The organism is Uliginosibacterium sp. 31-16 (genome assembly GCF_030730865.1).
Lineage (GTDB): Bacteria > Pseudomonadota > Gammaproteobacteria > Burkholderiales > Rhodocyclaceae > Uliginosibacterium.
Map to the genome: position 1 here is coordinate 891,479 of NZ_JAVALZ010000002.1, position 14,254 is coordinate 905,732.

Below are 14,254 nucleotides of genomic sequence, written 5' to 3' on the forward strand. Positions count from 1 at the left end.
GACTGAAAAAAGTAGGGATTTCTCTTACGACCAAAGACGTAAAGCCAGGCAGGCTGGCGTGTGACGCGGAACATGCCCTCCTGTGGAGCTTGTTACGGAAAAGCCGAACGATGATCTGAATCAAAATCCGGGACTATCACGCCCTGCCCCAGGACCTCTTTCCGGCAGCCCGAACACCGCCACCATCAAGCCGGCTCCTGGCACGCCGTAGAAATCAACAAAGCCCCGCCGCAGCCACGTCTGCTTTCAGCCGAGAACGCCATGACCACTACCCGCCTCGAACACGACCTGCTCGGCAACCGCGAAGTGCCCGCCGATGCTTATTACGGCGTGCACACCCTGCGCGCGCTGGAGAATTTCCCGATTACCGGCATCCCGATTTCGGTCTACCCGGATCTGCTCGCCGCGCTGGCCGTCATCAAGCAGGCGGCGGCGATCACCAACCACGAACTGGGCCTGCTCGACCGGGAACATCTGGAGGCCATCGTCACCGCCTGTGAGGAAATCCGCGCCGGGCGCTGGCACGAACACTTCGTCGTCGACGTCATCCAGGGCGGCGCCGGCACTTCCAGCAACATGAACGCCAACGAAGTCATCGCCAACCGTGCACTCGAACTGCTCGGCCACGCCAGAGGCGAATACCAGCACCTGCATCCGAATGAACACGTCAACATGAGCCAGAGCACGAACGACGTGTATCCCACCGCATTGAAGATCGCCACCTACACCGGCCTGCACGGGTTGGTGGACGCCATGGCGGTGCTGCGCAAAGCGTTCGAGGAACGCGCCGAGGCCTTCAAGGACGTCATCAAGATGGGCCGCACCCAGTTGCAGGATGCCGTGCCGATGACGCTAGGCCAGGAATTCAGCACGTACGCAGTAATGCTCGGAGAGGACGAGGAGCGCGTGCGCGAGGCCGCCAGCCTGATCCGCGAAATCAACCTCGGCGCCACCGCCATCGGTACCGGCATTACCGCCCCGCCCGACTACGCCGCCCGCGTACGCCAGCATCTGGCGGATCTCACCGGCATCGCCCTGGTCACTTCGCCGAATCTGATCGAAGCCACCCAGGACTGCGGCGCCTTCGTGCAGATTTCCGGCGTGCTCAAACGCGTCGCGGTCAAACTCTCCAAGACCTGCAACGATCTGCGCCTGCTCTCCAGCGGCCCGCGCGCCGGCCTGGGCGAAATCAACCTGCCGCCCATGCAGGCGGGCTCCTCGATCATGCCCGGCAAGGTCAATCCGGTGATCCCGGAGGTCGTTAACCAGATTGCCTTTGAAGTCATCGGCAACGACGTCACCGTCAGCTTCGCCGCCGAGGCCGGCCAGCTCCAGCTCAACGCCTTCGAGCCGATCATCGCCCACAGCCTGTTCAAGAGCGTCGCCCACCTGCGTCAGGGCTGTCTGACCCTGGCCGAGCGCTGCGTCAAAGGCATCACCGCCAACCCGGATCGCATGCGCGAATCCGTTCGAAATTCGATCGGCATCGTCACCGCACTGAACCCCTACATCGGCTACGCCAATGCCACTGAAGTTGCCACCGAAGCACATCTCACAGGCGCCAGCGTCTACGACATCATTCTCGCCCGGGGCTTGCTCAGCCGCGAACAGCTCGATGCCATCCTCAAGCCTGAAGCCCTCACCAGCCCGCAGCAGATCGTAAGGCCGCAAAAATAACCTGCCTGAAGAGCCGCTCCCAGCGGGCCTCTGCAGGCAGGCGTGGCTGGCAGGCAATCCCCGCAAGGGGATTCGGACGGGCAGGCCGGATCGCCAGGCCACACGCCCCTCTCCGGGCGGTCCCTCATAAAAGACAAAGCCCCCGAATCCGGGGGCTTTGTCTGATTACGCCTGCGCCTTGCGTTGCAGGACTGATCGAGTGCGCTTAGCGATAGTAAGAACACTTGTTCGAGCTACCCGCCGGATCGCCACCAAAGGCGGCAACGGTACAAGCGATGCTCTTGCCCACGCCGACATTCTTGAGCAACCACTTGCCTTTGGCGCCAAATGCAACCCAGCCCTGGCCGGACCCGACCAAGCAGACGCCGCCCAGATCAGCACACTTGGACCAGCCCGCCGGGTAAGAGCCCGTCCCCTTCAGGACCGGAACCGCGCCGCCCGACGAGCTGGAGCTGCTCGAGGAGGAGGAGCTGCTTGAGGAAGAGCTGCTGCTCGATGACGAACCGCCGGAGCTGGACGAAGAGCTGCTCGAAGAAGAGCTGGAACTGCTGCTGGACGAGGAACTGGAGCTGCTGGATGAAGAACTGCTGGAGCTGCTCGACGACGAGCCCGAGCCGCTGCAGGCCGCTGCCGTCAGCGTCGCACCGTTCTTGCCCACGCCGGCGTATTGAGACAGCTTGTCCTTCACGCACTGAGCAGAAACCGGCTCATACGTGTAGGTCAGGGTCTTCGGGAACACGGCGGTCGTAGTCCAGGTGTTGGCGTTGATGCCGCCAGAACCCGGATCGGTCCAGACGATGCCGTAAGTGGCATTGTCCGCCGCGCTGGTGGTGTTGTTGTTGCGCAGATCCCATTTGCCGCAATTGGCGGTGTCGTAACGACAGGTCACCGGGTTATAGGCGTTAACGAAATAGTTCTTCTCGATCAACGCATAGCCACCGGTGCGCACGTTGATGCCCGAGTCCGTCACCTTCTCGTACAGGTTGTTGTACATGTGCGTCCAGCCACCACGCTGCAGCGGCAGGCGGGCACTCACGTTGTAGTAATAATTGTGGTGATAGGTAATCTCGCGGCCACCGGCGATATCGCTGGCCGAAGAGCCATCCAGGCCAACCTTCTTGCTGTCGTGGATGTAGTTGTACGAAACGGTGATGTTGTGCGAATCCTTCTTGATGTCGATGGCGGACTCAAAGGTCAGATCGCCGTCGGGCGAGCCATTGCACTCGTTGTTCACCGCGAAGAGTTCATTGTGGTCGATCAGCACATTGGACGAACCATCGATGCGGAGCATGTCTGCATCATTGCTGGCGCCGCCCAGGGCGCCGATCTTCATGTTCTGGACAACGACGTTATTCGAGCCGCTCTTGATCGTGATGCCGAAGTTGGCAGAAGAGCCATTCGCCCCCTGGATGGTGATACCGGCCGTGAAGTTCTTGATCTCCACTTCACGATAAGGATCGCTCCAGTGCGGCGACGGACAGTTACCCGAGGCGTCCTTGGTGGAGCCCTTGATGACGTTGGCGATCAGTGCATCTTCATTGCCGGTATAGGTAATGATGACCGGATAGGCCCCCGTGGAAACTTTCTTGCCTGCCGAATCGATGCGCGCGGCGGCGATTGCGTCGATAATCCCCTGCATCGTGCTGACCGTCACTGACTTGGCGCCCGCCTGATTGCCGCCGGTAGCGGTGGAGAAGCCGCCGGTATTGGCCGCAAAGGCCATGCTGCTGGCAGCCAGCGCCACCAGCGCAGCGGTTGTTTTCAGTTTGAAACTCATGTCTTGGCTCCTGAATGTGATTGAGACCGTTGAGTCCGGCCCGTCGAACCCGTTAGGGATGCGGTCCGATGAAGTTTGAATCGGGTTGACGCCCCAGCGTTCGGGTCAAGTGCCGGACCGAACGGACTTCAAACAGAATCTGACCGGATCAGCGGGGGCCGAAAACAGAAGTCCGGGCGGCCCCGCACGATGCTTGGCGTTACAGCACGATTAATACACAAACGAACCAAATGTCTCAATACAATAAAGACAAAAGGTAGGCATTTGTCCTACAAGGCTCAATTATTTCAACAGACCGTCCCGAAAGCGCCTCTTCATGAAAACTTGCGCGTCAGTACATCAAAATGACACACGCCACTTCCTGGCCGCACGAGCCCCGCTGCTCGCACTGGTCGCAGCACTCGCGGCCTCCCCGGCCAGCGCGGGCTTCCAGCACAAGGACTGGGAGCTGCAGTGCGACAACACGCGCACCTGCCGCGCTGCCGGCTATCAGGCGGAAGACGGCGACTCGGACCCCGTTTCAATCCTCATTACCCGCGCTGCGGGGCCGAGCACTCCGATAGAAATCAGTGTTCAGGTGTACAGCGAACAGGGCGTCACGGGGCCACTGCAGCTGCGCGCCGGCAAGTTGCTGATCAAGGATCTCAAAGGCGACACCGCCAGCATTGCGTCCAAGGACAGCCTGCCACTGGTGCAGCAGCTCCTGAACATCGACACCGCCACGCTGCGCGCCGGCAAGAGCGAATGGACGCTGTCGCTGGCCGGCATCAAGGCCGTCCTGCTCAAGATGGATGAAGAACAGGGCCGCATCGGCACGCCCGGCGCGCTGGTGCGCAAGGGCACGAAACCGGAAAGCAGCGTGCTGCCCGCCCTGCCCTTGCCCGTCATCATCGCCGTCACGCCGCTCCCCGCCCGCAAGGCCGACGACGGCATCGGCAAACGCGCGCTCAAAGCCCTTAGCCAGGACATCGCCGAGCAGTGCAACGAAGGCAAGGAAGCGCTCGCCAATGCCAGCACCACACGTATCGACGAGCACCGCCTGCTTCTTTCCGTGCCTTGCGGCGTCGGCGCCTACAACAGCACCGCGTTGAACTGGATCATCAATGATCGCGCGCCCGGCAAGCCGGAAGGGCTGGAGGCCGAAGGCGACTTTGACGCCGGCACCGGCAGCATCAGCTCCGCCATGAAAGGCCGCGGCATCGGTGATTGCTGGTCCATGACCAGTTGGCAATTCGACGGAAAAGCCTTCGTCGTCACCGAACAAAGCGGCGACGGCATGTGCCGCGGCTTCCCCGGCGGCGCCTGGCAGCTCCCGGCCTACGTCAGCAAAGTCGTGCCAGCCGACAAAGCCAAGCGCTGAACTCACAACCAGCCATGCTCGAACTCATCCTCCGCTTCGCCCTGCGCAACCCGCTGCGCCACAAGCTGCGCAGCGTGCTGACGCTGACCGGCATCGTGGTGGCGATTCTGGCGTTCGGCCTGCTCGGCACCATCGTGTCGGCCTGGTATGCGGGGGCGAATGCGGCGTCGGACAAGCGGCTGGTGACCCGCAATTCGATTTCGCTGACCTTCAGCATGCCTCTGGCCTACGCGGACCGGATTCGCGCCATTGAGGGTGTAACGGATCTGTCCTGGGAGAACTGGTTCGGCGGGGTATACAAGGAGCCGAGCAATTTCTTCCCGCAGTTCGCCATCGAGCCAGAGAGTTTCTTCCGCATGGTGCCGGAATTCCGCGTGAAACCGGATGAGATGCAGGCTTTCCTGCGCGACCGGCGTGGCGTGATTGCCGGGCGCAAACTGGCGAATCGCTTTGGCTGGAAGCTTGGCGATGTGATTCCGATCAAGGGCACGATCTTCGCAGGCGATTACGAATTCGTACTGCGCGGCATCTACGACGGAGCCCGCGCCAGCACCGACGAAGGTCAGTTCTTTTTGCGCTGGGATTACCTGAACGAGCGGATCAAACAGCTCTTCCCGGGCAGCGAGAATCAGGTCGGCATCTTCCTGATCGGCATTGCGGACGGGCGCGACGCAGCGGCGGTGTCGCAGCGCGTGGATGCGCACTTCCGCAATTCGCTGGCCGAAACCCTGACGGAGACGGAGAAAGCCTTCCAGCTCAGCTTCGTGGCGATGACCGGCACCATCGTCAAGGCGATCCAGATCGTGTCCTACGTGATCATTTGCATCATCATGGCGGTGATGGCCAACACCATGGCGATGGCCGCACGCGAGCGCAGCAGCGAATACGCCACGCTGAAGGCGCTGGGCTTCCGTCCCTGGGTAGTGGGTGCGCTGGTGTATGCCGAATCGCTGGCGCTGGCGCTGATCGCCGGCGGCCTGGGCATCGCGCTGACCGGCCCGGCGGCGCGCGCGGTGGGCAGCAAGCTGGACAACATATTCCCGGTCTTCGGCGTAGCGCCGGAAACGATCCGGCTGCAATGGGCGGCGGCACTGGTGATCGGTCTGGTCGCGGCGCTGATCCCGGCCCGCCAGGCGATGCGCGTGAAGATCATTGAAGGGCTGAGGCAAGCTGGCTGATGAACCGCATTCCCTTCAACTACATCTGGCGCAATCTGCTGACGCGCAAGCTGACCACCGCGCTGACGGCGGGTGGCATGGCGCTGGTGGTGTTCGTGTTCACCGCCGTGCTGATGCTGGACGCGGGCCTGAAGGCGACGATGGTGGCAAGCGGCCGGCCGGACAATGTGGTGGTGATCCGCTCCGGCTCGGAAACCGAGGTGCAGAGCAGCATCGACAACCCGCAGATGGGGGCCCTGGAATCCCTGCCGCATATCGCGCTGGATGGTGCGGGCCGGCCACTGCTGGTACGCGAGAGTCTGGTGCTGTATTCGCTGGTCAAGAAGGACACCGGCGTGCCGACCAATGTAACGATCCGCGGCACCGGCGAGATGGGCCTGGCCTTGCGCCCGCAGGTGCGGTTGAAGGTCGGTCGGGCATTCCGGCCGGGCAGCAGCGAGATCATCGTCGGCGCAAGTCTGGCCAAGGGCTTCGCCGGCGTGGAAATCGGCCAGACGCTGAGCTTCGCCCGCCGCGACTGGCTGGTGGTGGGCATTTTCGATGCGGGCAAGACGGCGTTCAACAGCGAAGTGTGGGGCGACGCGGAGCAGCTCAGGCAAGCCTTCCGCCGCCCGGTGTATTCCTCGCTGGTGTTTCAGCTGGATGCCGTCGGCAATTTCGGGGCGGTGAAAAAGCTCGTCGTGGATGATCGGCGCCTGACCGTGGAGATGAGGCCGGAAACACAGTACTACGCCGACCAGTCGAAATTTCTCGCTGGTTTCATCAGTATTCTGGGCCTGACGCTGTCGATCATCTTTTCCATCGGTGCGATCATCGGCGCCATGATCACCATGTATGCGGCAGTGGCCAGCCGCACGGCGGAAATCGGCACCCTGCGCGCCATCGGCTTTCGCCGCACGAACATCCTGATCGCCTTTCTGGCCGAATCGCTGCTGCTCTCACTGCTGGGTGGTGTGGTCGGGCTGGCGGCGGCCTCGGGCATGCAGGCGGTGTCGATCTCGACGATGAACTGGCAGACCTTCGCGGAACTGGCTTTCGCCTTCAAGCTGACGCCGGACATCGCCCTGGCAAGCCTGATCTTCTCGCTGACAATGGGCTTTCTGGGCGGCGTGCTGCCGGCCTGGCGGGCAGCACGGCTGAACATCGTGGCGGCCGTGCGGGCAAGTTGAGTCAGGCCCGGGCTGCTGTTCGTGATAACTTGATGTCATGCGTACGGAGGCTTCAAGCGCTCCTGCGGCACACTCCTGAATCTTTACGGAAAATATCGAAATGGATGAAATCAGCAGCACCGACTGGCTGGATATCGACACGACCGACAACGAGATGGTTTCGGCCTGTGCCAGCAGTACGGCCCGCCTGCAGCAGACGACACGCACCCGGCAGTGGAAGCTGATCGCGCTCTGGGTACTGCTGGGCGGGCTGCTCGGCTGGGCCTTTGGTGATGGGGGGCCGTTTGCGGGAGTGAACAGTGCCGCGCTGGGGGTGCTGGCCCTGAGTATCGGCGCCATCCAGATGTTCGCGTTCCGCAAGCAGCTGCAGCGGATTGCCGCCGGAATTCCGAAACACTACCGCATCGCGATGCGCCCGGACGGACTGGCCAGCGAATCGGAACTCGGCACCGGCCTGCTGGCCTGGAGTGCGCTGGAAGCCATCGAGCGGCGGCACGATGCGGCGCTGCTGCACTACAAGGGATTCCGCACGCTGTGGGTGCCGGAACGCTGCTTTGCCGATGCGACGGCCTTTGCCGCCTGGCTCGCGCAGATCGAACAGCTCAGCGGCAAGCAGGCCAGTGTGGCGCCCGCCACGCCTGAAGTCCTGCCGGAACGACGGGGCCTGCTGGCGCTGCGCGACCTGCTCAGCAATCTGCAGGTGGGCCTGCGGTTTGCCCTGTTCCGCGTCAGCGCTGCGCAACACCTGCGCGTCTCGGGTCTGCAGATCGTGCTGGTGGTCGTCACCGGGCTGTGCCTGGAGCTGGCCTTCGACTTTGCAAACGTGGGGCTGGATGGACAGTTTTACGGCTACGCCCTGCCCTACCAGCTGTTCACCGTGCTGTGTGCGCTGACCTGCGCGTGGGCTGTGAGCAATTGCGCGCCGCAACCGGCACGCATATCGACCGCAGCGTTGGCGATCCTGACGCCGATGCTGGTACTGCGTGCGCTGTTTCTCGGCATGACCCTGCTGGCCGACTGGATGGATGCGGACAGTTTCGCCGCCATTGCGGGGCTGTTCGTGCTGTTCTGGGGCGCACTGGCGACCATCGTGGCACTGGTGCGCAGCCTTGACCTGCCTGCCGACCAGCGCATGGGCGCAGTGCTCGGCGTGGTTTTCCTGATGGTGGCTCCGGTGCAGCTGGATATCGGACGGGCACGTTTGTGGAATCCGGACTATTCGGACGAGGCCAGTGCCGGCGAGCGCAGCGACTGGAACAAGGCTGCCACCGAGGCCGTGCTGTACGCCCAGCCGGCCCTGCTCGACAAGAGCCTGAACGCCATCAGCAAGGGCAAGCCGGGCGTGCCGGAGCTGTATCTGCTGGCGCTGGGCGGCTATGGCTCGCAGGACGTGTTCAAGCGCGAAGTGGAAAGCGTGGACAAGCTGTTTACCGAGCGCTTCGGCACGCAGGGCCACAGCGTGGTGCTGGTGAACAATCCAGCCACCGTGGAGACGCAAGCGATGGCCACGACCATCGCCCTGCAGCGCGCGCTGACGGAAATCGGCCGCAAGATGAACCGCGAGGAAGACGTGCTGTTCCTCTTCATGACCTCGCATGGCGCGGCGGATCACAGGTTCTCGCTGGAACTGTGGCCGTACAAGTTCGGCGAACTGACGCCGCAAAGCCTGCGCACGGCACTCGACACGGCAGGCATCCGCAACCGGGTGATCGTGGTCTCGGCCTGCTATTCGGGCGGCTTTGTCCAACCGCTGGCGGACGAACACACGCTGGTAATGAGCGCCTCGCGCGCCGATCGCAACTCGCACGGCTGCAGCCATGAAGCGGACTGGACCTTCTTCGGCAAAGCCTATTTCGACGAGGCGCTGCGCGAGACCCGTTCCTTCACCCGCGCATTTGAAACGGCCCGCGCCAGCGTGGCGGCGCGCGAAAAGGAGGAAGGGCTGATGGCCTCGGAGCCCCAGATCGCTGAAGGCGCCGGCATCCGCCCGGTGCTGGAGGCGCTGGATCGCGCCCTGCCGCCGCCCACGTCTGCCACCAATACCGCCCCGGAGAGCCGCTCTTGACGGGGATCTGCAGACAGCCTGCCTGCAGAGCCACTACTGACAATACTCTTCAGGCAACCTGCCCGAAGAAGACCACCAGAAGAGGCTTCGCAGGCATCTGTCGGTAAAAACCGGCGCCGCAGCGGGAGCGCCGTGTAAAAACCCCACAAGAGCCGCCACTAACCGTAGAATTCGCGCTCCTCATATTCAGCGTGGCGAGTCATCGTGAGCATCAAGTCAGACAAGTGGATCCGCCGGATGTCCGAACAGCACGGCATGATCGAGCCCTACGAGCCCGGTCTGGTGCGCGAACTGAATGGCGAGAAGATCGTCTCCTTCGGCGCGTCGAGCTACGGCTACGACATCCGCTGTGCCGACGAATTCCGCGTCTTCACCAACATCAACTCGACCATCGTTGATCCGAAGAACTTCGATCCGAACTCCTTCGTGGAAGTCTCCGGCAAGGGTTACTGCGTGATTCCGCCGAACTCCTTCGCGCTGGCCCGCACCGTCGAGTATTTCCGCATCCCGCGCTCGGTGCTGACCGTATGCCTGGGCAAGAGCACCTACGCGCGCTGCGGCATCATCGTGAACGTCACCCCCTTCGAACCGGAATGGGAAGGCTACGTGACGCTGGAGTTTTCCAACACCACGCCGCTGCCCGCCAAGATCTATGCTGGAGAAGGCTGCGCCCAGGTGCTGTTCTTCGAGAGCGACGAGATCTGCGAGACCTCCTACAAGGATCGCGGCGGCAAGTATCAGGGCCAGGTCGGTGTGACCTTGCCGAAGATCTGACGCCTATCGACCGATCTGCACAATCCTGCTCCGGGGCCGCAACAAGCTGATGCTTGGCGGCCCCTTGTACTTGGTAATACTTTTTCGTAACCCCGCTGCACTACGATCAGGCAGCACATCGCCGCTCCGGCGATCTTTTTGACAGACAGGAAATGCCATGCGCTTCCACTTCCCGATCATCATCATTGATGAGGATTTCCGTTCAGAGAACACCTCCGGTTTCGGCATCCGCGCGCTGGCCAAGGCGCTGGAAGCCGAGGGCATGGAAGTGGTCGGCGTCACCAGCTATGGCGACCTGAGTTCCTTCGCGCAGCAGCAGAGTCGCGCCTCGGGCTTCATCCTGTCGATCGATGACGAGGAATTCACCTCGGAGGAAGCCGACGAAACCATCGCCGAGCTGCGTGCCTTCGTCGAGGAAATCCGCTGCCGCAATGCCGACATCCCGATCTTCCTGCACGGAGAGACGCGCACCAGCCGCCACATCCCGAACGATGTGCTGCGTGAGCTGCACGGCTTCATCCACATGTTCGAGGACACCCCGGAATTCATCGCCCGCTATGTGCAGCGCGAAGCCAAGGCCTATCTCGATTCGCTGGCCCCACCCTTCTTCCGCGCGCTGACGCATTACGCCTCCGACGGCTCGTATTCATGGCACTGCCCGGGGCACTCCGGCGGCGTGGCCTTCCTGAAGAGCCCGGTCGGCCAGATGTTCCACCAGTTCTTCGGCGAAAACATGCTGCGCGCTGACGTGTGCAACGCGGTCGAGGAACTCGGTCAGCTGCTCGACCACACCGGCCCGGTGGCGGCATCAGAGCGCAACGCTGCGCGCATCTTCCACGCCGACCACCTGTTCTTCGTCACCAACGGCACCTCGACCTCCAACAAGATCGTCTGGAACTCGACCGTCGCGCCGGGCGACGTGGTGGTGGTGGATCGCAACTGCCACAAGTCCATCCTGCACAGCATCATCATGACCGGCGCGATTCCGGTGTTCCTGATGCCCACGCGCAACCACTACGGCATCATCGGGCCGATCCCGAAGAGCGAATTCAAGTGGGAGAACATCCAGAAGAAGATCGCCCGGAACCCCTTCGCGCTGGACAAGAACGCCAAACCGCGCGTGCTCACCATCACCCAGAGCACCTACGACGGAGTGCTCTACAACGTCGAAGAAATCAAGGAAGAGCTCGACGGCAAGATCGACACCCTGCACTTTGACGAAGCCTGGCTGCCGCACGCCGCCTTCCACGACTTCTATGGCGACTACCACGCCATCGGTGAAGATCGCCCGCGCTGCAAGGAATCGATGGTGTTCTCCACCCAATCCACGCACAAGCTGCTCGCCGGCCTGAGCCAGGCCTCGCAGATCCTGGTGCAGGATTCCGAAGCCCGCAAGCTGGACAAGGACCTCTTCAACGAGGCCTACCTGATGCACACCTCGACCAGTCCGCAGTACTCGATCATCGCCAGCTGCGATGTGGCGGCCGAGATGATGGATGCGCCCGGCGGCCCGGCTCTGGTCGAGGAATCGATCGCCGAGGCGATGGAATTCCGCCGCGCCATGCGCAAGGTGGATGAGGAATGGGGCGCGGACTGGTGGTTCAAGGTGTGGGGCCCGGATTACCTCGCCGAAGAAGGCATGGGCGAGCGCGAAGACTGGATGCTCAAGGCCAATGACCGCTGGCACGGCTTCGGCAATCTGGCCGAAGGCTTCAACATGCTGGACCCGATCAAGGCCACCATCATCACCCCGGGCCTCGATGTGGATGGTGACTTTTCGGATGCCGGCATCCCGGCCGGCGTGCTGACCAAGTATCTGGCCGAGCACGGCATCATCGTCGAGAAGTGCGGTCTGTACTCCTTCTTCATCATGTTCACGATCGGCATCACCAAGGGCCGCTGGAACACGCTGGTGACGGAACTGCAGCAGTTCAAGGACGCCTACGACGGGAATCTCCCGCTGTGGCGCGTGATGCCGGAATTCATCACCAAGAATCCGCGCTACGAGAAGCTCGGCCTGCGCGACCTGTGCCAGCAAATCCACGACGTTTACAAGGCCCGCGACGTGGCCCGCCTGACCACCGAGATGTACCTCTCGGAAATGGTCCCGGCGATGCGCCCGACCGACGCCTGGTCGATGATGGCGCACCGCGAAATCGAACGCGTGTCCATCGACGAACTGGAAGGCCGCGTCACGGCGATGCTGGTCACCCCCTACCCGCCGGGCATCCCGCTGCTGATCCCGGGCGAAGTCTTCAACAAGACCATCGTCGATTACCTGAAGTTCGTGCGCGAATTCAACGAGCGCTTCCCCGGCTTCGAGAGCGACTGCCACGGGCTGGTCAAGGAACAGCGCGATGGCGTGGTGCACTACTGCGTGGATTGTGTGAAACAGAAGTAAATTCGGTACGGAGTGCTGAGGAAAAGCAAACGGGGCGCTGCGGCGCCCCGTTTTTATGGGCATTTCAAGAGCCGCTACTGGCGGGCTTCTTCGGCACTGCTAGCTGAAGAGGCTTGCTGAATAACGATCTTGAGCAATACACGCTGAAAACCTTTGTCAGATGCGGGTCATCAGGCAGTACTCTCCGCAAGAACCTCATGCTTCGATATCGGGCCTCATTGCAGCCAATCGGAACTACCCCCTGGAGATCAGGCGACGGTTCTCGACCCAAACCAGACCTTCAACCTTGCCAGCGGGTCTGCGGCAGGAAACTGGTGCGAAGCGATCACTCGTCAATGGCCGTCAATGGTGACTTTACTGCATCTATGTAATAAGGGCCGATTCAAGCGCTAGGCTGGCACCAAAACCAACTTTCCGTCGTACTTGATCTCCTTGATCAGAACAGAAACAGCTTGGCCAATTGTAAAGTGGGTGCTCAGATCGGTGTTTGGTGGAAGAGTGCTTCGATGCAACAAGCCAACTGTTTCGTTGATCCGAACGAAAACACCGTACTCCTTTATACCCAACACGACACCTTTGTACACTCTACCAACGGCTAGCTCCATCTGGTCGGCAGTCTCAATTTCCGTGTCCGCGTACAGCAGTTCAGGCCCTTTTGTTGTCAAAGCAAGAACAGCGACTCGAATTTGACTCCCCACTGGGAATTTCATTGCAAGGCTGCTCCAATCAGGGCATTTGCTCTTGTGGAGCAATCCGATTTTCCCCGCGATATTCACCTGCAGGCCAAACTCGAACAGCTTAACGACGCGCCCTTGGTAAATCCCGTTTTCTTCAAGTGTGACCGGCTTTTCGGTACAGACGATGATGCGCCCCTTTTCTGGTATCAGTGTCTGTACAAAGAAGAAACGTTCAAGTCCCTTCGTTCGCGGGGTGCCATCGTGATCGTTACGCCAGAAGGCGAGCAGGCCGATGTCCAATTCAACGGTACATTCCTGTTCGCGGATCGCCATTACCCGGCCCTTGACCGGTAGCCCTTCATCTTGATGACGACGCACGGTCATCCATGCTGGTAGCTCCTCGCGCGCGTACAAAGTTTGCAACCAGTCCTGCACCTCCGGTGGAAGAATGATTTCGGCTGGCAGCTTGCGTACCAGATTTGTTGTCTTGAACCAATGCACGCTGTTTGCGCAGGTCTTGATACGCGCCACCAAGTCCAGTGCAAACTCAACCGAAGCAGCATGCAGAGGCGCAGCAATAATGAATTTGGCGGCCAGTAGCGGCCACTCGGGCTTAGCGCCGGAGTGCTTCAACCATGCGGCGGCCTGTTCGATGAAAGTAACCGCCTGAAATTGCTGATCCAGCAATTCCTCACAGACGAAGCCCCACTCCTCTGTATCTTCGCGCCCGACCAGCCACCCTGCTCCAAGCTGCAAAAGTGAGTCGAGCGTTAAGCCTTCTAGCAGGGCCTCGCGCTGGGCCAGCAAGGCTTTCCAGACGTAGCTCCACTCGGCCCGGTCTTCGCGCCCGGCCAGCCATTGCGCGCCGTGGCGCAAAAGTTCGCCTAAGGTCAGCTCCTCCGGCAGGGCCTCGCGCTGCGCCAGCAAGGCTTGCCAGACGTGGCTCCACTCGGCCCGGTCTTCGCGCCCGGCCAGCCATTGCGCGCCGTGGCGCAAAAGTTCGCCCAAGGTTAGCCCCTCCGGCAGGGCCTCGCGCTGCGCCAGCAAGGCTTGCCAGACGTAGCTCCACTCGGCCCGGTCTTCGCGCCCGGCCAGCCACTGCGCGCCGTGGCGCAAAAGTTCGCCTAAGGTCAGCCCCTCCGGCAGGGCCTCGCGCTGCGCCAGCAAGGCTTGCCA

General features: G+C 61.8%; 9 protein-coding genes. 7 read left to right on the forward strand and 2 right to left on the reverse strand.

Annotated elements, in window-relative coordinates; genetic code table 11:
* The first annotated feature begins 261 nt into the window (after window positions 1–261).
* A complete protein-coding gene (gene aspA, locus Q9Q94_RS11830) occupies window positions 262–1,677 on the forward strand; it encodes an aspartate ammonia-lyase (protein ID WP_305980262.1) in 1,416 nt (471 codons plus the stop codon).
* 205 nt (window positions 1,678–1,882) lie between these two features.
* Here aspA and Q9Q94_RS11835 read toward each other — a convergent pair whose 3' ends face one another.
* Window positions 1,883–3,454: a hypothetical protein gene (locus Q9Q94_RS11835; RefSeq protein ID WP_305980263.1), complete on the reverse strand. Its 1,572-nt coding sequence runs from the start codon at window positions 3,452–3,454 to the stop codon at window positions 1,883–1,885.
* Window positions 3,455–3,770: 316 nt separating this feature from the next.
* On the opposite strand from Q9Q94_RS11835, the gene Q9Q94_RS11840 reads away from it, so the two are divergent.
* From Q9Q94_RS11840 to Q9Q94_RS11865, 6 genes are all read left to right on the forward strand, one after another.
* On the forward strand, window positions 3,771–4,814 hold the full coding sequence (locus Q9Q94_RS11840; RefSeq protein WP_305980264.1) for a DUF1176 domain-containing protein: 1,044 nt from the start codon (window positions 3,771–3,773) through the stop codon (window positions 4,812–4,814).
* A 14-nt stretch (window positions 4,815–4,828) separates the two neighbouring features.
* Complete coding sequence (locus tag Q9Q94_RS11845) at window positions 4,829–5,992, forward strand: ABC transporter permease (protein WP_305980265.1); 1,164 nt, start codon at window positions 4,829–4,831, stop codon at window positions 5,990–5,992.
* Window positions 5,992–7,161, forward strand: coding sequence for an ABC transporter permease (locus Q9Q94_RS11850; protein WP_305980266.1), 1,170 nt, complete (start codon window positions 5,992–5,994; stop codon window positions 7,159–7,161). Before Q9Q94_RS11845 ends, Q9Q94_RS11850 begins: the two co-directional genes overlap by 1 nt.
* Window positions 7,162–7,261: 100 nt before the next feature.
* Complete coding sequence (locus Q9Q94_RS11855; protein ID WP_305980267.1) at window positions 7,262–9,226, forward strand: C13 family peptidase; 1,965 nt, start codon at window positions 7,262–7,264, stop codon at window positions 9,224–9,226.
* Between the two features lie 204 nt (window positions 9,227–9,430).
* Window positions 9,431–10,000 (forward strand): dCTP deaminase, encoded by a 570-nt coding sequence (dcd, locus tag Q9Q94_RS11860; protein WP_305980268.1) that lies wholly within the window; start codon window positions 9,431–9,433, stop codon window positions 9,998–10,000.
* 157 nt (window positions 10,001–10,157) lie between these two features.
* Entirely contained in the window at window positions 10,158–12,401 is a 2,244-nt protein-coding gene (locus Q9Q94_RS11865) for an arginine/lysine/ornithine decarboxylase (protein ID WP_305980269.1), read from the forward strand.
* 389 nt (window positions 12,402–12,790) lie between these two features.
* Here Q9Q94_RS11865 and Q9Q94_RS11870 read toward each other — a convergent pair.
* The coding region (locus Q9Q94_RS11870) for a S1 RNA-binding domain-containing protein (protein WP_305980270.1) at window positions 12,791–14,254 on the reverse strand (1,464 nt) is incomplete at its 5' end.